General features: G+C 72.9%; 21 protein-coding genes. 14 read left to right on the forward strand and 7 right to left on the reverse strand.

The genetic code is table 11. From position 1 onward, the window contains the following. Window positions 1-167: 167 nt before the first annotated feature. Entirely contained in the window at window positions 168-1,385 is a 1,218-nt protein-coding gene (locus tag CK505_RS07395) for an MFS transporter (protein WP_095650651.1), read from the reverse strand. A 155-nt stretch (window positions 1,386-1,540) separates the two neighbouring features. After that, complete coding sequence (locus CK505_RS07400) at window positions 1,541-2,719, reverse strand: acyl-CoA dehydrogenase family protein (RefSeq protein ID WP_017831811.1); 1,179 nt, start codon at window positions 2,717-2,719, stop codon at window positions 1,541-1,543. A 189-nt stretch (window positions 2,720-2,908) separates the two neighbouring features. Here CK505_RS07400 and CK505_RS07405 point away from each other — a divergent pair, with 189 nt between their 5' ends. The 9 genes from CK505_RS07405 (at window position 2,909) to CK505_RS07445 (ending at window position 13,141) form a co-directional block, all read left to right on the forward strand. Beyond that, entirely contained in the window at window positions 2,909-3,712 is an 804-nt protein-coding gene (locus CK505_RS07405; RefSeq protein ID WP_095650652.1) for an enoyl-CoA hydratase/isomerase family protein, read from the forward strand. A 29-nt stretch (window positions 3,713-3,741) separates the two neighbouring features. Beyond that, entirely contained in the window at window positions 3,742-4,899 is a 1,158-nt protein-coding gene (locus CK505_RS07410; RefSeq protein WP_095650653.1) for a TAXI family TRAP transporter solute-binding subunit, read from the forward strand. After that, window positions 4,889-6,901, forward strand: a complete 2,013-nt coding sequence (locus CK505_RS07415) for a TRAP transporter permease (protein ID WP_217905340.1) — start codon at window positions 4,889-4,891, stop codon at window positions 6,899-6,901. Before CK505_RS07410 ends, CK505_RS07415 begins: the two co-directional genes overlap by 11 nt. 15 nt (window positions 6,902-6,916) lie before the next feature. Continuing rightward, window positions 6,917-7,813 carry an enoyl-CoA hydratase/isomerase family protein gene (locus CK505_RS07420; RefSeq protein WP_255250907.1) on the forward strand — a complete coding sequence of 299 codons (897 nt, stop codon included), beginning with the start codon at window positions 6,917-6,919 and terminating at the stop codon, window positions 7,811-7,813. A gap of 68 nt (window positions 7,814-7,881) precedes the next feature. Then, complete coding sequence (locus CK505_RS07425; RefSeq protein WP_095650654.1) at window positions 7,882-8,763, forward strand: 3-hydroxyacyl-CoA dehydrogenase family protein; 882 nt, start codon at window positions 7,882-7,884, stop codon at window positions 8,761-8,763. 34 nt (window positions 8,764-8,797) lie between these two features. Continuing rightward, complete coding sequence (locus CK505_RS07430) at window positions 8,798-10,012, forward strand: CaiB/BaiF CoA-transferase family protein (protein ID WP_095650655.1); 1,215 nt, start codon at window positions 8,798-8,800, stop codon at window positions 10,010-10,012. Further along, window positions 10,009-10,455, forward strand: a complete 447-nt coding sequence (locus tag CK505_RS07435; RefSeq protein ID WP_095650656.1) for a thioesterase family protein — start codon at window positions 10,009-10,011, stop codon at window positions 10,453-10,455. The genes CK505_RS07430 and CK505_RS07435 overlap by 4 nt, the downstream gene beginning before the upstream one ends. Beyond that, the gene (locus CK505_RS07440) at window positions 10,452-11,909 is read left to right on the forward strand and encodes an MFS transporter (RefSeq protein ID WP_095650657.1); all 1,458 of its coding nucleotides are present in this window, start codon (window positions 10,452-10,454) and stop codon (window positions 11,907-11,909) included. The genes CK505_RS07435 and CK505_RS07440 overlap by 4 nt, the downstream gene beginning before the upstream one ends. Further along, window positions 11,906-13,141, forward strand: coding sequence for an acyl-CoA dehydrogenase family protein (locus CK505_RS07445; protein WP_197722648.1), 1,236 nt, complete (start codon window positions 11,906-11,908; stop codon window positions 13,139-13,141). Before CK505_RS07440 ends, CK505_RS07445 begins: the two co-directional genes overlap by 4 nt. A 28-nt stretch (window positions 13,142-13,169) precedes the next feature. On the opposite strand, the gene CK505_RS07450 is transcribed toward CK505_RS07445, so the two are convergent. Then, the gene (locus CK505_RS07450; protein WP_017831821.1) at window positions 13,170-14,099 is read right to left on the reverse strand and encodes a LysR substrate-binding domain-containing protein; all 930 of its coding nucleotides are present in this window, start codon (window positions 14,097-14,099) and stop codon (window positions 13,170-13,172) included. Window positions 14,100-14,304: 205 nt separating this feature from the next. Between CK505_RS07450 and CK505_RS07455 the strand changes: the two genes are divergently transcribed. The 3 genes from CK505_RS07455 to CK505_RS07465 all read left to right on the forward strand — a co-directional run bounded on the left by CK505_RS07455 (window position 14,305) and on the right by CK505_RS07465 (window position 17,357). After that, complete coding sequence (locus CK505_RS07455) at window positions 14,305-15,153, forward strand: hypothetical protein (protein ID WP_095650658.1); 849 nt, start codon at window positions 14,305-14,307, stop codon at window positions 15,151-15,153. Between the two features lie 331 nt (window positions 15,154-15,484). Further along, window positions 15,485-16,855, forward strand: coding sequence for an acetamidase/formamidase family protein (locus CK505_RS07460; protein WP_017831823.1), 1,371 nt, complete (start codon window positions 15,485-15,487; stop codon window positions 16,853-16,855). Window positions 16,856-16,898: 43 nt separating this feature from the next. Next, on the forward strand, window positions 16,899-17,357 hold the full coding sequence (locus CK505_RS07465; protein WP_017831824.1) for a hypothetical protein: 459 nt from the start codon (window positions 16,899-16,901) through the stop codon (window positions 17,355-17,357). Here the strand turns inward: CK505_RS07465 and CK505_RS07470 are convergent. Further along, a complete protein-coding gene (locus CK505_RS07470; protein ID WP_017831825.1) occupies window positions 17,336-17,530 on the reverse strand; it encodes a hypothetical protein in 195 nt (64 codons plus the stop codon). The two genes, CK505_RS07465 and CK505_RS07470, sit on opposite strands and share 22 nt — an antisense overlap. Window positions 17,531-17,605: 75 nt before the next feature. Next, a complete protein-coding gene (locus CK505_RS07475; RefSeq protein WP_095650659.1) occupies window positions 17,606-18,295 on the reverse strand; it encodes a hypothetical protein in 690 nt (229 codons plus the stop codon). 148 nt (window positions 18,296-18,443) lie between these two features. Here CK505_RS07475 and CK505_RS07480 point away from each other — a divergent pair, with 148 nt between their 5' ends. Both CK505_RS07480 and CK505_RS07485 read left to right on the forward strand, forming a co-directional pair. After that, window positions 18,444-18,995, forward strand: a complete 552-nt coding sequence (locus CK505_RS07480) for a MarR family winged helix-turn-helix transcriptional regulator (RefSeq protein WP_095650660.1) — start codon at window positions 18,444-18,446, stop codon at window positions 18,993-18,995. 101 nt (window positions 18,996-19,096) lie between these two features. Next, window positions 19,097-19,291: a CsbD family protein gene (locus CK505_RS07485; RefSeq protein ID WP_017831828.1), complete on the forward strand. Its 195-nt coding sequence runs from the start codon at window positions 19,097-19,099 to the stop codon at window positions 19,289-19,291. A gap of 81 nt (window positions 19,292-19,372) precedes the next feature. Here the strand turns inward: CK505_RS07485 and CK505_RS07490 are convergent, their stop codons facing one another. Then, complete coding sequence (locus tag CK505_RS07490; RefSeq protein ID WP_255250908.1) at window positions 19,373-20,932, reverse strand: CoA-acylating methylmalonate-semialdehyde dehydrogenase; 1,560 nt, start codon at window positions 20,930-20,932, stop codon at window positions 19,373-19,375. Window positions 20,933-20,967: 35 nt separating this feature from the next. Beyond that, window positions 20,968-21,888, reverse strand: coding sequence for a 3-hydroxyisobutyrate dehydrogenase (mmsB, locus tag CK505_RS07495; RefSeq protein ID WP_095650661.1), 921 nt, complete (start codon window positions 21,886-21,888; stop codon window positions 20,968-20,970). Window positions 21,889-21,979: the final 91 nt, after the last annotated feature.

A 21,979-nucleotide genomic window follows, 5' to 3' on the forward strand; every position in this document is an offset into this window, starting at 1 on the left:
CGGGCGGCGCACGGCCGGGCGGCGCCGGGCTGGGCAGTGCGGCCCGAGCAGCACCCGGGCGGAGCGCGCGGGTAGGGCAGTGCGGCCCGGGCAGCGCCGGGCTGGGCGACGCGGCTCGAGCAGCGCCCGTGCGGACCGAGCCCAGCGCTCCGCCCGGCGGGCGGGTGCTACCGGGTCCCGGCTGGGGCGCTGCGGCGCCGCAGTGCGGCGTAGCCCAGGATGAGCAGTCCGGCCGCGGCCAGGCCGACGCCCACCCAGGCAGGGGAGCGGTAGCCCCAGCCGGCGGAGATGACCACGCCGCCGAGGAACGCGCCCACGGCGTTGGCCAGGTTGAACGCCGCGTGGTTCATCGCGGCGGTCAGGGACGGGGCGTCCTTGGCCTCGCGCAGCAGGCGCACCTGGAGCGAGGTCGTGAAGATCGAGCCCATGATGCCGATCCACAGCGCGCCCAGGACGGCAGCCACGGGGACGTGGACGAACAGCGCGAAGAACGCCAGGGCCACGCCGGACACGGCGCCGGCGCCGAGGGCGGTGCGCTCGATCGAGCGGTCGATGAGCGGACCGGCCAGCAGCGAGCCCACGGTCATGCCCACGCCGAACACGGCCAGCACCCACGGCACGGTGCCGATGTCGAGGCCGGTGAGCTCGGTCAGGGTCGGGGAGATGTAGGTGTAGACCGCGAACATGCCGCCGAAGCCGATCGCCCCGGCGAGCAGCGTCAGGGCCACCTGGGGCCGGGCCAGGGCGCGGATCTCCTGGGCGGCCGAGGCCATGCCCTCGTTGCGGGTGCGCGGCACCCACAGGGCCAGGGCGACGATGGTCAGGGCGCCCAGGAGCACCACCAGGAGATAGGCGGAGCGCCAGCCGAGGGCCCCGCCCAGGGCCGCGGCGAAGGGCACGCCCACGATGTTCGCGATGGTGAGCCCCAGCATCACCCGGGCCACGGCCGTGCCGCGCCGTTCGCGGGCCACCAGGGAGGAGGCCACCACCGCGGCGACCCCGAAGTAGGCGCCGTGGGGCAGGCCGGCGAGGAACCGGGCCACGTAGAGCCACTCGAGGGAGGGCGCGGCGGCGGAGAGCCCGTTCCCCACCACGAACGTGAGCATCAGCGCCAGCAGCAGGGTCTTGCGCTCCACCCGGGCGGCGAGGGACGTGATGAGCGGCGCCCCGACCACCACGCCCAGGGCGTAGAGGGAGATGGACTGGCCGACGGCGGGGATCGAGGCGCCGAAGTCCTCGGCGATGAACGGCAGCAGGCCCATCGAGGCGAACTCGGTGGTGCCGACCCCGAAGCCGCCCATCGCCAGGGCGAAGATGGCGAGGCGGGTGCCGGCGGGACCGGGGGCGTTGACCACCTGGAGCAGGGCGGTGCGGGGTGCGGACACGGCGGGTCCTTCCGGGGAGGGCGCAGGGACGGGGAACGAGCACGTCGTCGAGCCCGAAGGAAAGGGGAGGGACAGCTTTCGATGCTACGCGCGTTCGCCCCGGTCTCCCATGCATCCCGGTGTGATCTTCATCAGCCCGCCCGGCAGGCGCGTGCTCAGCGGAAGGCGGAGTGCCCGGTCAGCTGCTGGCCCAGGATGAGGGTGTGCACCTCGTCGGTGCCCTCGTAGGTGCGCACGGACTCCAGATTGTTGGCGTGGCGCAGCGGCGAGTGCTCGAGGGTGACCCCGTTGCCGCCGAGCATCGTGCGCGCCTCCCGGCACACCTCGATCGCGATCCGGCAGTTGTTGAGCTTGCCCACCGAGATCATGTGGTTCTCCAGGCGGCCCTCGTCCTTGAGCCGCCCGATGCGCAGCGCCAGCAGCTGCCCCTTCTGGATCTCCAGGGCCATGTTCACCAGCTTCGCCTGCGAGAGCTGGTAGGCGGCGAGCGGCTTGTCGAACTGGATGCGCTGCTGCGAGTAGGCCAGTGCGGCGTCGAAGCTGTCGCGGGCCGCGCCCAGGGCGCCCCAGACGATCCCGTAGCGGGCCTCGTTGAGGCACGAGAACGGTCCTCGCAGACCGGGATTGTCGGGCAGGATCGCGTCGGCGGGCAGCCGGACGTCCTCGAGGGCGATGTCGCACTGGATGGAGGCGCGCATGGACAGCTTCGGCTCGATCGGCGTGGCGGTGAACCCGGGGGTGTCCGTGGGCACGAGGAAGCCGCGGACGCGCTCCTGCCCGCTCTCGTCGACGGCCTTGGCCCAGATCACGGCCACGTGGGCGATCGAGGCGAGCCCGATCCAGCGCTTGGCGCCGTTGAGGACCCACTCGCCGCCCTCGCGCACCGCGGTGGTCGCCATGGTCGAGGGGTCCGAGCCGGCGGTGGGCTCGGTGAGGCCGAAGCACCCGATGATCTCGCCGGCGGCCATGCCGGGCAGCCAGCGCTGCTTCTGCTCCTCGGAGCCGTGCTTGGCGATCGCGGACATCGCCAGCGAGCCCTGCACGGAGACGAACGTGCGCAGGCCGGAGTCCCCGGCCTCGAGCTCCTGCATCGCGATGCCGTACTGCACCGCGGACTTCCCGGCGCACCCGTAGCCCTGGATGTGCATGCCGAGCAGTCCGAGCTGCGCCATCTCTGGGACGATCTCCTGCGGGAAGACGGCGTCGGCGAACCACCCGGCGATGTTCGGCCGGATCCGCCGGTCCACGAACTCGCGGACGGTGTCCCGGGTCTCGAGCTCCTCGGCGCTGAGGTCTGCTTCGACGTCAAGCAGGTCGGTCGCGGCGGCGTTCATGGGTCCTCCTGGGGATCGGGGTGCGGGGGTGCCTCTGACGAGGATGACGCATGCGTGACCTGGGCAACACCGTTCGCCATATATTTGAGCTTTAGGTATCACTGAACTGCACATTAGGTATTTGAAGTTTCACAGTGGGTCGTGGGAATGTGATCTGCACGACATCCATCCACCCCTCGGAGGACTCCTGTGACCCGATCGTCCCCCCGCGCCGTCGACGTCCCGCCCCGGGTGCGCATCGAGCGCACCGGTGCCGTGGCCGTGCTGACGCTCGACGACGAACGACGCCGCAACGTGCTCGGCCCCGAGCTGCGCACCCGGCTGCGGGCCGCCCTGGCGGAGCTCGCCGCGGACCCCGGGATCGGCGCCCTGGTGCTCACCGGCGCGGGAGGCTGCTTCAGCGGCGGCGGCGACCTCGCCTCCATGCCGCCCGCCGGTCCGGTCGAGTCCGCCGCCCGGATGGCCGAGGTGGCCGGGCTCGTGCAGGAGCTCGCGCAGCTGGAGAAGCCGGTCGTGGCCGCGGTGACCGGGCCCGCCGCCGGCGTGGCCGTCGGCCTGGTGTGCTGCTGCGACGTGGTGGTGGCCGGCGAGAGCGCCCGGTTCCTGTTCCCGTTCACCCGCCTGGGCCTGGCCCCGGACGGCGGGCTGGTGCACTCCCTGGTCCAGCGCACGGGTGCGGCCCGCGCCCGGCGGATCCTGCTGGAGGCCGCCCCGGTGGACGCCGCCACCGCCCTGGACGCGGGGCTGGCCGACCACGTGCTGCCGGACCCGGACGTGCTCGGCGCTGCGGTCGCCCGCGCCGCGGAGCTCGCCGGCCGGGCCCCGCTCGCCGTCGCCGCCGTGAAGCGGGGGATCCGCGAGGCCTCCGGCTCTCTCGGCGAGGCCCTGGACTTCGAGCGGGACCACCAGCCCGCGCTCTTCGGCACCGCCGACTTCCTGGAGGGCAAGCAGTCGTTCTTCGAGAAGCGGGTCCCCTCCTTCTCCGGGCGCTGAGCGCCCCCACCGCACGTCGAAAGGTCATCATGAGGACAACGAAGTCACGGCTCGCCGCTCTGGGCGCCGTCGCGGTGCTGGGGCTGACCGGCTGCGCGAGCGCCGAGGGGGACGAGCCGGTGGGCCCCAACGGCCTGCCGCAGCAGCTGGTGTGGTCCACCTACAACGTGGGCACCGGCACCTACAACGACCTCGCCGCCATCGCGAACACCCTCACCAACGAGGAGGGCGTGCAGGTGCGGCTGATGACGGCCGACACCGGCATCGGCCGGCTGGCGCCCCTCGTGAACGGCACCGTGGACTACTCGCGGGCCGGGGACGAGTACTACTACGCCTTCGAGGGCGACTACGAGTACGCCAGCGAGGAGTGGGGCCCCCAGGACATCCGCATGGTGTGGGCGCCGCTGGGCAACTACGGCCTGCTGGTGCGCGAGGACAGCGGCATCGACTCCTTCGCGGACCTCGAGGGCAAGCGGTTCCCCGAGCTGACCGCCAACACGTCCATCAACAACAAGATGGAGGGCTTCCTCAACTACGGCGGCCTGACCGGGGAGGACGTCCAGAAGGTCCCCATCTCCTACGGCGAGCAGATCGCCGGTCTCGAGGCGGGCCAGATCGACGCCCTGTACCAGAACGTGGTCGGCTCCAACATCGACGAGCTCGCGTCCTCCACGGACGTCAAGTGGCTGGGCTTCGACGACCCGGACCCGGCCCGCTACGAGACCTGGGAGGAGCTCATGCCCATGGTGTCGGTCGGCGAGGTCACGAACGCCGCCGGGATGGACGAGGGCGAGAGCGCCCGCGTCCTCGAGTACACGATCCCGCTGACCACGATGGGATCCCGCGACGCGGACGAGGTCTACCACCTCGTGAAGTCGATGGTCGAGAACTACGAGCACTACGAGGGCACCACCCCGGACACGAAGCAGTTCGGCTTCGACGCCGTGCTCAAGGAGCCGCTGGTGGTCCCCTTCCACGAGGGCACCGTCCGCTACTTCGAGGAGCGCGGCGTGTGGACCGAGGAGCTGGAGCGGAAGAACGACGAGCTGATCGAGCGCGGCGAGCGGATGCGCGAGGCCTGGCCCGGCGTCATCGAGTCCTCCTCCTCCGCGGAGGAGCTCGAGCAGAACTGGACGGACTGGAAGACCGACGAGCTGGACGGCGAGGAGACCGACGATGCGAACTGAGACCCGGGTGACACCGTTCTGGCGGACGGTGGTGATCGTGCTGACCGTCCTGGGCGTGCTGCTGGCCATGAACCAGGTCTTCTTCTGGAACGTGGGCGGGCTGTCCCTGCTGACCAACTCCTACCTGTACCTGATCCTGGCGGTGTTCCTGCCGGTCGTGTTCATCGTCAACCCCCTGCGCAAGATCCCGCTCGCGCAGCAGGTGGAGGCCCAGCAGGAGCACGGATCCGGCGGCAGCACCGCCCCGGTCCGCGAGCGCCGGGTCCAGTGGTTCGACGTCCTGCTCATGGTCGTCGCGGCGGCCGTGTGCGGCTACTTCGCGGTCAACGGGACGCGGATCAAGGACTTCGGCTGGGAGTACATGGCGCCCACCACCGCCACGGTCGCCGCGTTCGTGCTGTGGCTCGTGGTGCTCGAGGCCCTGCGCCGCACCGGCGGGCTGACGGTGACGGTCATCGCGCTGCTCTTCTCCCTGTACCCGCTGGTCGCCGAGAACCTGCCGATCGGCGTCCTGCAGGGCGTCACCTACGACCTGCCGACCCTGGCGCAGGTGCACATCATGGGCGCCGAGGGCGTGCTGGGCCTGCCCATCCAGACCGCGGCGACCATCCTGATCGGCTTCCTGGTCTTCGGGGTGGCCCTGCAGCACACCGGCGGCGCGGACTTCTTCCACAACCTCTCCATGTCGATCTTCGGCCGCTACCGCGGCGGCGCGGCGAAGGTGTCCGTGGCCAGCAGCGCCGCGATGGGCATGATGAGCGGCAGCGCCGTCTCCAACGTCCTGACCACCGGGCCCATGACCATCCCGGCCATGAAGCGCTCCGGGTTCAGCCCCACCTACGCGGGCGGCATCGAGGCCACGGCGTCCTCCGGCGGGTCCATCACCCCGCCGATCATGGGCACCGCGGCGTTCCTGATGGTCTCCTTCGTGGGCGTGCCCTACACCGAGATCCTGGTGGCCGCGACCATCCCCGCGGTCCTCTACTTCCTCGGCATCTACCTGCAGGTGGACGGCTACGCCGCCCGCAAGGGGCTCAAGGGCGTGCCCGTGGCCCAGCTGCCCCGGGCCCTCGCCACGCTCGTCCGGGGCTGGCCCTACGTCCTGGCCCTGGCCCTGCTGACCGGGCTGCTGTTCCTCACGAACTCCGAGACCCAGGTGCCGTACTGGGTGATCCTGGTGCTGCTGGTCGTGGCCGTGCTGCGCCCGGGCCAGAAGTTCGGGCTGCGGGAGTTCGCCGACTTCCTCGTGGAGTCCGGCCGGACGCTGGGCAACATCATCGGCATCATCGCCGGCGTGGGCCTGATCGTCGGCGGTCTCACCGCCACGGGCGTGAGCCTGTCCCTGGCCCGCGAGCTGGTCTCGCTGGTCGGTGACAACGTGGTCCTCATCCTCATCGCCGGCGCCGTGACCTGCTTCATCCTGGGCATGGGCATGACGATCTCCGCGGCCTACGTGTTCCTGGCGATCGTCATGGTCCCGGCGGTCATCGACCTGGGCGTCAACCCGCTCGCGGCGCACCTGTTCGTCATCTACTGGGCGTCCGTCTCCTACATCACCCCGCCGGTGGGCCTGGCCGCCTTCGCCGCGGCGGGCCTGGCCAAGGCCCCCGCCATGGCCACCAGTGTGGCGGCCATGAAGCTCGGCGCGGTGAAGTACATCGTCCCGTTCGGCTTCGCCCTCAACCCCGCGCTGGTCGCCCAGGACTCGCCCGGCCGGATCCTGCTGGCCTTCGCCCTGAGCATCGTGGGCGTCTACGCCCTGGCCTCCGCCATCGAGGGCTGGACGGTCGGCTTCGACCGCCGGATGCCCGTCCTGTTCCGGGTCGCGGCCGCGGTCGGCGGGTTCCTGCTGTTCCTGCCCACCCCGCTCAGCGCCGTCGCCGGCCTGGTCCTCGTGGCCGGGAGCGTGCTGCTGACCTTCCTCACCGTGCGGACCGGACCCACGGACGACGACGACGCCGCTCCCGCCCCGGCCCCCGCGCCCGCCACCGCCACCGTCTGACCGGAAGGACCCGCCATGACCGACACCACCACGGACACCACCACCGCCGCCACGAGCGGCAGCACCACCGGCGCTCCGGCCGGCACCACCACCGCCCCTCCGGCCGACACCGGCGCGGGCACCCGCCTCGACACCGGGACCGGCACCGTCACGGCCGAGCTCAGGGGCAGGGTCGCCGTCGTCACCGTGAACCGCCCCGAGGTGCGCAACGCCCTGAACGTCGGGGTGCTGGACGGGATCGAGTCGGCGCTCGACGCGCTGGAGCGGCACGAGGACGCCGGCGCCGTCGTCTTCACCGGCGCGGGGGAGAAGGCCTTCGTGGCCGGGGCGGACATCTCCCAGCTGGTCGGCTACACGCTGCGGGACGGCCTGCGGGCCCGGATGCAGCGCCTCTGGGACCGGATCCAGGACCTCGAGCTGCCCACGATCGCCGCGGTCAACGGCTTCGCGCTGGGCGGGGGCAACGAGCTGGCGATGTCCTGCGACATCCGCGTGGCGGCCGCCGGCGCCCGGTTCGGACTGCCCGAGACCAACCTCGGCATCCTGCCCGGCGCCGGCGGCACCCAGCGGCTGTCCCGGCTCGTCGGGCTCGGCCGGGCCCAGGAGATGATCCTCACCGGCCGGATCATCGACGCGGAGGAGGCCCTGCGCATCGGCCTGGTGACCAGCGTGGTCCCGGCGGACGAGCTGATGGACGCGGCGCTCGCCACCGCGGACTCGATCCTCGCCAAGGGCCCCCTGGCGGTGCGGCTGGCCAAGCTCGTGGTGCGCAACGGCGCCGAGACGGACCAGCGCACCGGGCTGCTGCTCGAGCGGCTGGCCCAGTCCCTGCTCTACGCCTCCGACGAGAAGGCCGAGGGCGCGAGCGCCTTCCTGGAGAAGCGCCCAGCCCGCTTCCGCGACGACGACTGACCACCGGCCCCAGCCCCGAACCCCGCGGCCCCGCCGACGGGCCCCACCACAACCTCCGAGGAGCAGACATGAACCCCCAGCCGAGCATCGACGCCGTCCGAGACGTCCTGGTCGTGGGATCCGGTGCCATGGGCACCCAGATCGGGGCGGTCTTCGCCCTCGCCGGCTACACCGTCACCACCAGCGACCTCGACCCCGCCGCCCTCGAGCGGTCCCGGGACGAGGTGCACCGCCGCCTCGGCCGGCTCGCCGAGAAGGGCAGCCGGAGCCGGGAGGAGGTCGACGCCGCCCTCGCCCGGATGGCGTACACGACCGACTCCCTCGAGGCGGCCCGCACCACCGACTTCGTGCTCGAGGCCGCCGTGGAGCGCCTCGACATCAAACGGCAGCTGTTCGCGGACCTGGACGAGGCGGCGCCCGAGCACGCGATCCTGGCCACCAACTCCTCGACCATCCCCTCGTCCCTGCTCACGGACGCGACCGGCCGGCCGGACCGGGTGTGCAACATGCACTTCTTCAACCCGGCGCTGGTCATGGCCTGCGTCGAGGTGGTGCGCAACCCGCAGACCTCCGACGCCACCGCGGAGACCACCACGGAGCTCGCCCGCCGGCTCGGCAAGCAGCCCGTGCGGCTCCACCACGAGGTCCCCGGCTTCGTGGCCAACCGCCTCCTCGGGGCCCTGCGGGACGAGGCGCTGCGCCTCGAGGCCGACGGCGTGGCGAGCTTCGAGGACATCGACGTGGCCGCGCGGACGGCCCTGGGCCACCCCATGGGGCCGTTCGAGCTCATGGACCTGGTCGGCATCGACGTGGCCTACCTGATCCGGCTGGCCCAGCACGAGCAGAGCGGGGACCCCGACGACCTCCCGCACCCCTCCGTGGAGAAGCTCTACGAGCAGGGCCGGTACGGCCGCAAGACCGGCCGCGGCTGGTACGAGTACGCCGGCTGAGCCCGGACGAGACGCGACGACGAAAAGAGAGAACATGAGCCAGTTCGAGGACGCCCACGCCCTGCAGGAGATCTTCGGCCGCCCCGGCACGGGCCCGCTCGCCGGGGTGGTGGTGGCGGATCTCAGCCGCGTGCTCGCCGGCCCCTACTGCACCATGCTGCTGGCGGACATGGGCGCGACCGTCATCAAGATCGAGAGCACCGCCGGGGACGACGCCCGCGCGTGGGTCCCGCCCCACCGGGACGGCGAGAGCACGTTCTTCCTCTCGGTCAACCGCAACAAGCACTCCATCGCCCTGGACTTCTCGGACCCCGAGCAGCTCGCGGTCGTGGAGCGGATCATCGCCCGGGCGGACATCCTGGTGGAGAACTTCAAGCCCGGCGGCCTGGTGCGCTACGGCCTCGACTACGAGAGCGTCAGCGCCTGGCGCCCGGACCTCGTCTACGCCTCGATCACCGGCTTCGGCACCGCCGGCGGCGCCGACCTGCCCGGCTACGACCTCCTGGCCCAGGCCCTCTCCGGGATGATGAGCCTCACCGGCAGCCAGCACGGCGAGCCGTACCGGGCCGGCGTGGCCCTCTTCGACGTCATCACGGGCCTGCACGCCTCCACCGGCATCCTGGGCGCGTTCCACGAGCGGCAGTCCTCCGGGACGGGCCAGCACGTGGAGCTGAACCTGCTGACCTCGGCGCTGTCCGGGCTGGTCAACCAGTCCGCCGCCTACGTGGCCGGCGGCAGCGTCCCCACCCGGATGGGCAACGAGCACCCGAGCCTCTACCCCTACGAGCCCTTCCCCACCCGGGACAAGGACATGGTCATCGCGGTGGGCAACAACGGGCAGTTCGCGCGGCTGTGCCGGTGCCTCGGCGCGCCCGAGCTCGCCGAGGACGAGCGGTTCGCCACGGTGTCCGTGCGCAACGCCAACCGGGTGGATTTGCGCCGGCTGATGATCGAGCGGCTCGCCGCCCGGGACGCCGAGGACTGGTTCGAGCTGCTCAAGGCGGTCAAGGTGCCCTGCGCCCCGATCCTGGGGGTGGACGAGGGCGTCCGGTTCGCGGAGGACCTCGGCCTGGACCCGGTGGTGCTGGCCGGGACGGGGGGCCGGGAGGTCCCCACGGTCCGCCACCCGGTCGACTTCAGCCGCACCCCGGTCGACTACACGCAGGCCCCGCCGCTGCTCGACGCGGACCGGGACCGCGTCCTGGCGTGGCTCGAGCGCGGCGAGCCCGCGGTCCGGCAGGCGTCGTGAGCGCCGTGCACACCACCGTGCTGCCCGTGCGCTGGTCCGACCAGGACCTGAACCGGCACGTCAACAACGCCCGCGTGGTCACCCTGATCGAGGAGGCGCGGCTCTCGGCGGTCGCCTCCTGGCTGGGGGAGGACGGCGTCCCGGACCCCGCCCGGCCGCGCGTGGTGGTCTCCCTGACGCTCGACTACCTGCGCTCCATCGACCACGGCCCCGAGCTCACGGCCCGCGTCTGGGTCTGCCGCCTCGGCCGGTCGTCCTACACGGTGGCCTACGAGCTGGTCCAGCACGGGCAGGTCGCGGTCCGCGCCCGGACGGTGCTCGTGCAGACGGACCCGGCCACGGGCCGCTCCACCCCGCTGCCGGCGTCGGTGCGGGCCGCCCTGGAGGGCGTCGTCGTCCCGGAGCCGGAGCCGGAGCCGGACTCCGTGACCGTGCGTGCATGACCGCGTTCCGGAGGGGCCGGCCCGCCCTGCGGGCGCGGCGGATCGCCTATCCGGCGCTGCTGGCCACCACGGCGATGGGCACGATGTCCTCGAACGTGATCAACGCGCCGCTGTACGTCATCCAGACGGACCTCGGCATGACGGCCCAGCAGTCGGTGCTGGCCGTGAGCGCCTTCACGGTGGCCATGGCCACCGCCGTCCCCCTCGCCGGCTGGCTCGGCGACCGGCTCGGGGTCAAGACCTTCCTGATCTCGGCGCTGGGCGTCATGGTCCTCGCGGAGCTCACGGCGGCCGCGGCGACCGGCATGGAGTCGCTCGTGCTCGCCCGGATGGTGCAGGGCGCGGCGTGCAGCGCGATCCCGCCCTGCGTGCAGGCGGCCCTGGTCACCACCTGGCCGGAGCGGACCGCGCAGACCATGGGCGCCTGGGCCTCCGCCATCGGCGTGGGCCAGGCCGTGGGCCCGCCCTTCGGCGGCGTCCTCACCGAGGCGCTGAGCTGGCGCTGGGTCTTCGTGGTGCACGCCGGGCTGGTGCTCGTGCTGATGGTCCTCCTGGTGGCGTTCATGCCCCGGATCGGGCGGCGGCGCCCGCCGATGCACGTGGCCGCGATGGTCTGGCTCGTCCTCGGCGGCGGCTCGACGGCCGCGGCCGTGGTGCTGGCCGGGCAGTCCGGCCCCTGGTCCTGGGCGGCGGCGAGCGCGGTCTGCGCGGTGCTCGGCTGGTGGCTGTTCGCCCACCTCTGCCGGCGCCGGGCCCGGCGGGCCGCGTCCGGGGCGACGTCCCCGCGGCCCCTGCTGGACCCGGCCCTGCTGCGGGACCCCGCCTACCTCACGGCCGCGGCCGGAGCGGGGCTGGCGATGGGGTCCATGGCGGTGGCCATCGTGGCCGTGCCCCTGTTCCTCGCCTCGGACCTGGACCTGGGCCCGGCCCGGATCGGCGCCGTGGTCTTCACCCTGGCGCTCGCCATGACGGCGGCGGGACCCGTCGCGGCGCGGGTGGGCCGCCGGCACGGCAGCGGCGTCCAGCTCGGCCGTGGCGTCCTGATCCTCGTGGTCGCCGCCCCGGTGGTCACGCTGGCCATGGTCTCGTCCGGTCTGGGCGTGGCCCGCTGGGTGATCGTGTCCCTGGTGGTCCTGGGGCTCGTGCTCGCCGGGACCGGCATCGCCTTCGCCCAGAGCGCGGCGGCCACGGAGCTCCTGCTCTCGCCCGCCGGGGGCTCCGGGACCGCGATCGGCATCCACAACATGGTCCGCTTCCTCGCGATGGCCGTGGGCTACTCCGGGGTCTCCCTGGCGTGGGCCACCGGCGCCTCGCTCCTCGTCTTCCCCGCGGTCGCCCTGACCGCGCTGGGACTGCTCGCGATCCTGCGGGCCACCCGCCGGGAACGCCCGGCGGCACCGACCACTCCGACCACCGCGGGTCCTGGGACCCGCCGACGAAAGGACCGACCATGACCACCATCTCCAGCGCCCCCTCGACCGAGGCCCCGGCCGCCGTCCGCGCGGGCGCCGCGACCTCCGACTACTTCCGGCTGGACGACGACCTGACGCCCGAGGAGATCGCGATCCGGGACCGGGTCCGCGAGTTCGCCCAGCAGCGCGTGCTGCCCGTGATCAACGACTACTGGGAGCGCGCCGAGTTCCCCTGGGAGCTGGTGCCCGGGCTGGCGGAGCTGGGCATCATCGGCACCACGATCCAGGGCTACGGCTGCCCGGGGATGTCCCGCAAGGCCGCGGGCATGGTGGCCCGGGAGATGGCGAGGGCCGACGGCAGCATCAACACGTTCCTGGGCGTGCACGGCAACCTGTGCATGGGGGCGCTGAACATGCTGGGGTCCGAGGAGCAGAAGCAGCGCTGGCTGCCGGCGATGGCGCGGCTGGAGAAGACCGGCGCGTTCGCGCTGACGGAGCCGGAGCACGGCTCGGACTCGGTGGCCCTGGAGACCTCCGCCCGCCGCGAGGGCGAGGAGTGGGTGATCGACGGGCACAAGCGGTGGATCGGCAACGGGGACGCGGCCGACGTCGTCGTCCTGTTCGCGCGCAACACCGAGGACGGGAAGGTCAACGCGTTCGTCGTGGAGAAGGACGCCGAGGGCAACCACCCGGCCGGGTACCGGCCCGAGGTGATCACCGGCAAGGTCGGCAAGCGCGCGATCCAGCAGGCCGACATCGTGCTCGAGGGCCTGCGGGTCCCGGCGGGCAATCGCCTCGAGAACTGCCGGTCCTTCAAGGACGTCTCCCGGGTGCTGCAGGCCACCCGCGGCGGCGCCGCGTGGGAGGCGGTCGGCCACGGCATGGCGGCCTTCGAGATCGCCGCCGACTACGCCGCGACACGGCAGCAGTTCGGCCGGGCCATCGGCGGCTACCAGCTGGTCCAGTCGCGGCTGGCCAACATGCTCAGCGAGCTCACCACCATGCAGCTGCTCTGCGACCGCATGGCCGAGCTCGCCGACCGCGGTCAGCTGTCCAACGCGCAGGCCTCGATGGTGAAGATGGCCACGGCGCAGAAGGGCAAGTGGATCTGCAACGAGGCCCGGGACCTCCTGGCCGGCAACGGGCTGCTGCTCGAGAACCACGTCGTCCGGCACATGACGGACATGGAGGTGGTCTCCACCTACGAGGGCACCGACTCCATCCAGGCGCTGCTCGTGGGCCGGGACATCACCGGTATCTCGGCCTTCAGCTGAGCACCCCCCTTCGGCGAGGGGGCGGGGGTCACGGAGTGCCGGTCGCCGGGGCGGGCAGCGGGCCCCCGGGCGCGGGGAACACCGTCTCGGAGATCTCGATGACGGACTGCAGCGCCGGGTTGGCGTCCCCGCGGCGCCACAGGAGGCGGACCTCGACCGGCTTCTGCTCCTGCGTCAGCGGCTTGTAGACCACGCCCCGGGACGGCACGTTGTCCCGGACGCTGGAGAGGATGAGGGAGATGCCCATCCCGGCGCCCACGAGGACCACGAGCGTCCAGGAGTCCGGGGCCACCTGGACGATGCGCGGGACGAACCCCGCGTTCATCGCCAGGGTGTTGAGCCGGTTGGGCAGCGTGGCCCCCGCCCCGCCGGGCAGCACGATCCACGCCTCCCCGGCGAGGTCCTCGACGTCGACCGTCTCGCGGTCGGCCAGCGGGTGGCTCTCCGGGAGGGCGATGAGCAGCTCCTCGAGCGCGACCAGCCGGGAGCTGATCTCCGCGGGCAGGAAGTCCCACCGGCCGATCACGATGTCGAGGGAGTCGTCCAGGACCTTCTCCAGGCCCAGGTAGGAGAACTGCGAGCTGTAGAGCTCCAGGCTGATCCCGGGGCGACGGCGCCGGACCTGGCGCGCCAGCTCGCCCACCGCCTGGTTCACCGAGGCCCCGGCGAAGCCGAGCCGCACCCGCCCGGTCTCGCCCGCCTGGGACTTGCGGACCACGTCCTTCATGCGCTGCGCGAGCATCACCAGCTCCCGGGCCGGCTCGAGCAGGGCCTCGCCCTGCGGCGTCAGGGTCACGTGGCGGGTGTTGCGCTCGAACAGGGTGGCGCCCAGCTCGGACTCCAGCTGCCGGATCAGGCGGCTGAGGGGCGGCTGCGCCATGTGCAGGCGCTTTGCCGCGCGGCCGAAGTGCAGCTCCTCCGCGACGGCGAGGAACGCCTGGGCCTTGTGGACTTCCATCCGGCCAGACTAGGTCGTGCGCGAGGGGCAGCACGGGAGTGCCGGCGTCGCAATTGTCATTTGTGGGGCTTGCCCGCCCGTCCGTGGCATGCTTCGTCTCGTTATGAGGATCGTCATGCTCCGGAAACACGACGTGCCCGATGCAGTAACACGCACTTCCTACCGTCGGAGCTGAACCGCTCGCCCCGCCCCCAAGGAGCAGCCCATGACCGAGCACGCCGGACCAGGACCCGCGCCCGTGGTGCCGCACGCCCGGCGGCCGGTCCTCCGGGTGGTCGGCGGCACCGCTGCCGCCCCCGCCCGCCCCGAGCCCCTCCGCGCCGAGCCGGACCCCGAGGACGCCGCCCGGGCCCGCGCCGCGGCCGCGCGGGCCGCCCACCCCTCGTCCGGCCTGGGCGTCCCGGGCTTCCAGCGCCCGCAGCCGGGGGGTCCCGCGCAGGACGGACGCCCGGCGGCCGGGACCCCCGCGGCACCCCGGGCGGAGGAGGGGCACGACGTCCCCGCCCTCGACGGGCTCGGCCCGCACGTGGTCACCGGCGCGGTGCTCCTGCCGGCGGCCCGCTCCGGCGACGCGCTCAAGGTCGAGGTGCTCCGGGTCGCGGACCCCGGCGCGTCCGGCGGTCCGCTCGGGACCGGGTGCACCGCCTACCTGCCGGTCCGTGCGGACGGGACCGCCTTCTGCCCCCGGGAGCTCCACCGGGCCCTCGGCGCGGCCGGGCAGCCCCTGCGCGGCACCTTCCGGGTGACCGTGTGCCGGACCGGCGCCCAGGACGTGCCCGCCGTGGCGCACCGGCAGCCGTTCGCCGAGACCGACGAGCACTGGATCGTCGTCGGGCGCTCCGGGACGGAGGACGCCGACGAGCAGACGTTCTGCCTGACCGCGGCCATGCAGCAGGCCGTGCGGGCCGGGGTGGACTTCCTGGCCCGGGACCGCGGCATGGACCGGCCCATCGCCCACGCCTATCTCTCCAGCGCCGCGGAGTTCGCCGTCACCCGGCTGGAGGACAGCTCCGCGGGCGCCCACGGCCGGATCCGCAAGGCCGACTTCCGCTGAATCAGCACCTCGCCACGGGTTCCGCCGACCCGCCCCGATCGATGTGCATTCGTAACCGTCATATTTCGCATGGGACATGCCGGACCCCCCGGTAACCCCTACTGTGGGTGACGCAGGTCACGCGGGCGTCCGTGCGCGGTCCCGACAACGAGGTCGGGCTGTCGCCGCCGGTAGCACCACGGCCGGGGCGCCCGGTGACCTGTCCAACCCCCGCTCCCGCCCTCGGCGCTCGCCGTCACGGCCCGGAAACACGGGGACCCCGAACCGGAAACACGCTCTCCCTATGGTCGTAGGCGTTCGAGAAAGCCGCCCCTGACCGCAGGAGCCACCCATGAGTGAGCACTTCGCCCGCCGCGCCGCCGACGAACTCCAGCGGGGTCTGGGGCGGCGCACCTTCTTCCGGGCGGCCACCGCCGTGGCCGCCGCCGGCGCGGTCACCGGCACCGGGGTCGGCGCGGCCTCCGCGGCCGTCCCGATGGGCGCCCAGCACCCGAAGGGCGGCCGCCCCGGCTTCCGGGGCTCCGTCCTGCAGCCCGGGAAGGGCAGGATCCCCGGGGACCACTACCTGCCCTCGGACGTGGACAGCGTGCTGTGGGGCTACGTCCCGTCCGTGGACGCCGAGCCCTCGCTGCGCATGCGCTCGGGGCGCACGGTCACCATCGACGCCGTCTCCCACGAGGGGATCCTCGAGGACCAGGGCCGGGACCCGGTGGAGTTCTTCGGCGCGCAGGGGGTCTCCCGCGCCCGGGTCCTGGACGACGCGGTGGAGATCGCCCGCGACTACGACCGCACCGAGCGGGACTTCGACCGGGACGGCCCGCACGTGGTGACCGGCCCGGTGTTCGTCGAGGAGGCGCGTCCCGGGGACGTCCTGAAGATCGAGACCCTGCACGCCGACCTGCGCGTGCCGTACGGGGTGGTCTCGAGCCGCCACGGCAAGGGCGCGCTGCCGGGCCCCGCCCGCGGCGGGCCGGTGGCCGACATCCTCGTCGAGGACGTGCTGCCGGCGGTGGGCACGGACGGCCGGTCCACGGGCAACCCGCAGGAGTACGGCAACGTCTCCACGTTCACCCCGGTGGAGCACGGTCAGGGCGTCATGGCCGGCGGGGCCGTGCGGTTCCCGCTGCGCCCGTTCATGGGCATGATGGGCGTCGCATACCAGCAGGGCTCCGGGCCCACCGACGACCTGCTCAACTCGATCCCGCCGACGCTGGGCGGCGGCAACATCGACATCCGCCACCTCGGCGTGGGCTCCACCTTCTACCTGCCCGTGCAGACGGACGGCGCCCTGTTCTACGTGGGGGACCCGCACATGGCCATGGGCGACGGCGAGGTGGCGCTCACCGCGATGGAGGGCTCGCTGCGCGGCACGTTCCGGCTCACGGTCTGCAAGGCCGGGGAGGGGGACGCGCCCTCCGTGGCCCACTCCTATCCGTTCGCGGAGACGGACGAGCACTGGATCCCGATCGGGCTCTCCGACCCGGACGGCGCGGCCGGCGGGGAGCAGAACTCCGATCTCGACGTGGCGATGCGCCGGGCCGTGCTCAACGCCCTCGACTTCCTCGAGCAGGACAAGGGCATGGAGCGCGCCGTGGCCTACGCCTACCTCTCGGCCGCCGCGGACTTCGCCATCTCCCAGGTGGTGGACCGCACCGTGGGGGTGCACGGGCTGATCCGCAAGGCGGACTTCGACCGCTCCTGAGCCCGCGCTGTCGATCTGCGGGCATGACCTCTAGTCTGCGGGCATGACCTCGTCCGCCCGGCCGGCAGCACCGGCCGCCTCCCTGCCGCGCACGATCGCCCGGGTGCTCCTCGGGCTCGTCCTGCTCGGCGCCGGGATCAGCCACCTCACGGTGGCCCGCCAGGAGTTCACGGCCCAGGTTCCCGAGTGGCTGCCCGTGCCCGACGACGCCGTGGTGCTGGGCTCCGGGGTGGTGGAGATCGTCCTCGGCGCGGCGCTGGTGGTCCTGCCCCGGCGGCGGGTGCTGCTCGGGTGGCTCGCCGCGGCGTTCTTCGTGGCCGTGTTCCCGGGCAACGTCTCGCAGTACCTCACGCGCACGGACGCCTTCGGTCTGGACACCGACCGCGCCCGGGCCGTGCGGCTGCTGTTCCAGCCGCTGCTCGTGCTGTGGGCCCTGTGGTCCACCGGGGCGTGGCGGTCGTGGCGCCGCTCGCGCCGGGATCAGTCCCGGCGGTCGGCGTAGCGCTCGGCCCAGCGGTCCCGCACGCGCCGGTACAGGGTGAACGTCCCGAGGTAGGCGAGGGCCGCGAGCACCACGACGGGCAGCCACTCCTGGGCGTCCACGGTGGTCAGCAGCGCCCCGGCCGAGGTCAGCACCAGGGCCAGGACGAGCAGGGTCGCGACGATCGACTTCACGGGCGTCCTTCCGGGGCGCGGCGGCGTTGCGGGGCCCTTCCAGCGTAGCGGCCCGGCACGCGCGGCCCGGGGGGCTCAGCAGGCCTCGGCGAGCGCGCGGCCGGTCCCGTCCGCGGGAGAGGTCGCCGGAGAGTTCACGGAAGAGTTCGCGGGGGCGTCGGCGGGGACGTCGCCCAGGTGCAGCAGGTCCACCACATCCGCCTCGTCGAGGGCCGCCTCGCGGGCCAAGAGGGTGATCGGCACGCCGTGGCGCGCGGCCAGGCGGAGCTCGTCGCGCAGGGACTCGAGGGCCTGGTCCAGCCGCCAGCGCTCGACCTCGAGGCCGGCCTCGTAGGCGCACAGGCGCCGGGCCTGCTCCTGGGTGTCCTGGGCGGCAAGAGGCCCGGCGTCCGCCAGGGCCTGGTCGAAGGACCACTCGGCGTTCTCGACCCGTCCGGCCGCGGCGAGGACGCGCCGGGTGAAGAACGGGCGGAAAAGCATCGCCTCGCCGTCGGGGACGATCGAGGGCACCGTGCCTCCGGGGACCGGCGTCTCCTGCAGGAAGCCGCAGGCGCAGGCGTGCACCCGGCGGCCGTCGATCGCAGCCTGCGCCACGGCGTGGTTGACGTGGTCCTGCACCTCGGCGAAGTCCAGGGTGCGCACCGGCATGGGCTCGCCGCAGTGCACGGGGGCGGCGGGAACCGCCCCGGGGTCGTTCCGGACCGCCCGGAGGGGGGAGTGCTCTGTCGTCTCTACGGTGGATCCGGGGTGCAGCTGCTGGCTCATCTTCCGACCTCTTCCTCACGTACCCTGCGGTGTTCCTCTGCGACGGCGTGCGCTCCCTCACAGGACCACACGATCCCATCGAACAGCAGTATTACTAGATTGTCTAGTTATCAGTTCACCTGATTTGTAGATCACCTACACTGGACGCATGACCGCACATCCCAGCACCTCGTCCGGCTACTGGTACGCCGCCGAGGGCGACCGTCCTCCGGCCGTGCAGGTGCTCGAGGCCCTGCGGGCCTACCGGGCGGCCGAGTCCGCCATGCGGCTGCGCACCCGCGACTCCATGGGCATGGGGGAGAAGGACGTGCTGGCCCTGCGCTACCTGTTGGAGGCGGACCGCGCCGGGACCCCCATGAGCCCCCGGGACCTGGCGAGCAAGCTGGGCATCTCCTCGGCCTCCACCACCACGCTGCTGGACCGGCTCTCCCGCAGCGGCCACGTGGCCCGCCGCCCCCACCCCACGGACCGGCGGGCGCTGGTGATCGTGGCCACCCAGGAGGCCGACTGCGAGGTCCGCTCCACCCTGGGCGCCATGCACGAGCGGATGCTCCGTGCCGCCCGGGATCTGTCCGCCGAGGAGGCCGCCACCGTGACCGCCTTCCTGCACGCGATGGCCGAGGCGGTCGAGGCCGTCGACGAGCGGCAGCTCCACGAGCACGTCGAGGACTGCCGGCACCCCGGACCCGGGGCCGCCTGAGCCGGCGCCCCGCCCCGCCGGGCCCCCGCGCCGGCCCCACGGCGCAGCACCCCGGCCGAAGACCCCCGGCCGAGGACGCCGGGGCACGAAAGGAGATCCCGATGGGACTCGACGACAAGATCCGCAACGCGACCGACAAGGCGGTCGGCTCGGCCAAGGCGGCGGTCGGTGACGCCACCGACAACCGCGATCTGCAGGCCGAGGGCCAGGCGCAGAAGACGGCCGGGACCACCCGGCAGGCCGGCGAGCACCTGAAGGACGCCGCCCGCAACATCGGCGACGGCCTCAAGAGCTGACCGGGGCGCGCACGCCGGTCCCCGCCCTCCGAACCGAGGGCGGGGACCGGCCTCGTCATGGCCGGGACCCCGGCGGACCCGTCAGTGGGTCGGGAAGCCCAGGTTGATCTGGGACTCCGAGGGCTCGGGCCAGCGCGTGGTCACGAGCTTGCGGCGGGTGTAGAAGTTGAACGCCTCCGGCCCGTACATGTGGGTGTCGCCGAACAGGGAGTTCTTCCAGCCGCCGAACGAGAACGCGCCGATCGGCACCGGGATCGGGACGTTGACCCCGACCATGCCGACCTCGATCTCGAACTCGAACTGCCGGGCCGTCTTGCCGTCCCGGGTGAACACCGCCACCCCGTTGGCGAACTGGTTGGTGTTGATCAGCCGCACGGCCTCCTCGTAGGTCTCCACCCGCACCACGGACAGGACCGGGCCGAAGATCTCCTCGTCGTAGGCCTTCATCCCGGGCCTCACGTGGTCCAGCAGCGAGACGCCGGTGAAGAACCCCTCGCCGTCGAACTCCTGCCGCGTGCCGTCGACGACGACGGTCGCCCCCTCGGCCTCCGCCCCGGTCACGTAGCCGTTGACCCGCTCCAGGGCCGCCCTCGTGATGAGCGGGCCCATCTCGGAGGCCGGATCGGTGCCGTCCCCGATGGTCAGCTTCGCGATCCGCTCCTTCAGCCGCTCGATCAGCGGGTCGGCCACGTCCCCTACGGTGACGAGCACCGAGACCGCCATGCAGCGCTCCCCGGCGGAGCCGTAGGCGGCCGAGATCGCGGCGTCGGCGGCCCCGTCCAGGTCGGCGTCCGGCATGACCACCATGTGGTTCTTCGCCCCGCCCAGCGCCTGGACGCGCTTGCCGTGCTGCGCCGAGGTCTCGTAGATGTACCGGGCGATCGGGGTGGAGCCCACGAAGGACACGGCCTTGACCAGCGGGTTCGTCAGCAGCTCGTCCACGGCCTCCTTGTCCCCGTGCACCACGTTGAGCACCCCCGGGGGCAGCCCGGCCTCGGCGAAGGCCTCGGCGATCCACACCGCCGCCGAGGGGTCCCGCTCGGAGGGCTTGAGGATCACGGTGTTCCCGGCGGCGATCGCGGTGGTGATCATCCACAGCGGGACCATGGCGGGGAAGTTGAACGGGGTGATGCAGGCGACCACGCCCACCGGCTGGCGGGTCTGGTGCACGTCCACCCCGGTGGCGGCCTGCTCGAGGAACTCGCCCTTCATGTGGTGCATCAGCCCCGCGCAGAACTGCACGTTCTCCAGCCCGCGGGCGACCTCACCGGCCGCGTCCGAGAGGACCTTGCCGTGCTCGGCGGTGATGATGGCGGCCAGCTCCGGGGTGCGCTCCCGGATGATGTTCTCGACCTTGAACATGATCGCCGAGCGCTTCGACAGCCCGGTGGCCCGCCAGCCGGGCAGGGCGAGCTCGGCGGCCTCCACCGCGGTGGCGACGTCCTCGGCGGAGGCCAGCAGCACCTGCTTGGCCACCTGCCCGGTCGCGGGGTTGTAGACGTCCGCGGTGCGCCCGGACCCGCCGTGGCGGGCCCCGTCGATGAAGTGCTCGATGACCGTCCCGGCGGTCCGGGGGTCCTGGGCGCCCCGCTCGGCGTCCTGCTGCGCGCGGGCCTCGGCGTCCTGCTTGGTGTTCTGCATGGTGTCCTCCTCGGTCGTGGTGGTCTCGGCGCCGTTCAGGCCCGGTCCGGGTCCCAGCCCGGGATCTTCCCGTCCGGCGCGGCGTACTTGGTGATGAGGGAGCAGTCCTTGTCCCCGAGCCCCTCGTCGATGAGCTGCTGGAGCCTCTCGGCCACGAGCTTCGCCGCGGGCAGCTCCACGCCGGTCTGCTCGCCCGCCATGAGCGCCAGACCGGCGTCCTTGGCGGCGAGGGCGGCGCTGAAGGTGGCCTCGAAGTTCTTGTTGGCCGCGGCGGAGTCCACGATCCCGGGCACGGGGTACCAGGTCTGCAGCGCCCAGGAGTTGCCCGAGGACACCGAGGCGATGTCCCAGAACACCTGCGGGTCCAGGCCCAGCCGGTCGGCGAGCACGGAGCCCTCGGCGCAGGCCTCGAGGCAGATGAACAGCATCATGTTGTTGACGATCTTGGCGGCCTGGCCCGTGCCGGCGTGGCCCGTGGCCACGATCTTGCGGGCCATGGGCTCGATGAACGTCCGGGCCTGCTCCACGACGTCGGGCTTCCCGCCGACCATGAAGGTCAGGGTGGCCGCGGCCGCGCCGCTGATCCCGCCGGAGACCGGCGCGTCCACGAAGCGGAAACCGGCGTCCTCGGCGGCCCGGTGGAGCTCCTCCGCGGTCTCCACGTCGATGGTGGAGCTGTCGATGAGCAGCGCGTCCTTCGGGGCGAGCGCGATCACGCCGCTGTCGCCGAGGTAGACGGCGCGGGCGTGCTCGCCCTTGGGCAGCATCGTGAACACGACGTCGGCGCCCTGGAGGGCCTCCTCCAGCGTGTCGAAGGTCTGCACGCCGCGGTCGCGGGCGGCCGCCATGGCGTCGGCGCTGACGTCGTGGCCGCGGACGTCATAGCCCGCCCCGGCGAGGTTGGCGGACATCGGGTTGCCCATGTGGCCGAGGCCGATCCAGGTGATGGTGGTCATCGGGGAGTCCCTTCTGCAAGGTGTCGAGGGTGTCGGGAGCTGGGGGTCGTGCACAGCGCGCCCAGCGGCGGACCGGGGAGCCGGTCCGCCG

The organism is Kocuria sp. WN036, from assembly GCF_002287015.1.
In the GTDB taxonomy this organism is placed as follows: Bacteria; Actinomycetota; Actinomycetes; order Actinomycetales; family Micrococcaceae; genus Kocuria; species Kocuria rosea.

Excerpts from the sequence above, each read along its gene's own strand:
- CK505_RS07400 (WP_017831811.1), bottom strand. The coding sequence starts at position 2,719 with ATGAACGCCGCCGCGACCGACCTGCTTGACGTCGAAGCAGACCTCAGC.
- CK505_RS07410 (WP_095650653.1), top strand. The coding sequence starts at position 3,742 with ATGAGGACAACGAAGTCACGGCTCGCCGCTCTGGGCGCCGTCGCGGTG.
- CK505_RS07415 (WP_217905340.1), top strand. The coding sequence starts at position 4,889 with ATGCGAACTGAGACCCGGGTGACACCGTTCTGGCGGACGGTGGTGATC.
- CK505_RS07420 (WP_255250907.1), top strand. The coding sequence starts at position 6,917 with ATGACCGACACCACCACGGACACCACCACCGCCGCCACGAGCGGCAGC.
- CK505_RS07425 (WP_095650654.1), top strand. The coding sequence starts at position 7,882 with ATGAACCCCCAGCCGAGCATCGACGCCGTCCGAGACGTCCTGGTCGTG.
- CK505_RS07430 (WP_095650655.1), top strand. The coding sequence starts at position 8,798 with ATGAGCCAGTTCGAGGACGCCCACGCCCTGCAGGAGATCTTCGGCCGC.
- CK505_RS07440 (WP_095650657.1), top strand. The coding sequence starts at position 10,452 with ATGACCGCGTTCCGGAGGGGCCGGCCCGCCCTGCGGGCGCGGCGGATC.
- CK505_RS07445 (WP_197722648.1), top strand. The coding sequence starts at position 11,906 with ATGACCACCATCTCCAGCGCCCCCTCGACCGAGGCCCCGGCCGCCGTC.
- CK505_RS07450 (WP_017831821.1), bottom strand. The coding sequence starts at position 14,099 with ATGGAAGTCCACAAGGCCCAGGCGTTCCTCGCCGTCGCGGAGGAGCTG.
- CK505_RS07455 (WP_095650658.1), top strand. The coding sequence starts at position 14,305 with ATGACCGAGCACGCCGGACCAGGACCCGCGCCCGTGGTGCCGCACGCC.
- CK505_RS07460 (WP_017831823.1), top strand. The coding sequence starts at position 15,485 with ATGAGTGAGCACTTCGCCCGCCGCGCCGCCGACGAACTCCAGCGGGGT.
- CK505_RS07465 (WP_017831824.1), top strand. The coding sequence starts at position 16,899 with ATGACCTCGTCCGCCCGGCCGGCAGCACCGGCCGCCTCCCTGCCGCGC.
- CK505_RS07475 (WP_095650659.1), bottom strand. The coding sequence starts at position 18,295 with ATGAGCCAGCAGCTGCACCCCGGATCCACCGTAGAGACGACAGAGCAC.
- CK505_RS07480 (WP_095650660.1), top strand. The coding sequence starts at position 18,444 with ATGACCGCACATCCCAGCACCTCGTCCGGCTACTGGTACGCCGCCGAG.
- CK505_RS07485 (WP_017831828.1), top strand. The coding sequence starts at position 19,097 with ATGGGACTCGACGACAAGATCCGCAACGCGACCGACAAGGCGGTCGGC.
- CK505_RS07490 (WP_255250908.1), bottom strand. The coding sequence starts at position 20,932 with ATGCAGAACACCAAGCAGGACGCCGAGGCCCGCGCGCAGCAGGACGCC.
- mmsB (WP_095650661.1), bottom strand. The coding sequence starts at position 21,888 with ATGACCACCATCACCTGGATCGGCCTCGGCCACATGGGCAACCCGATG.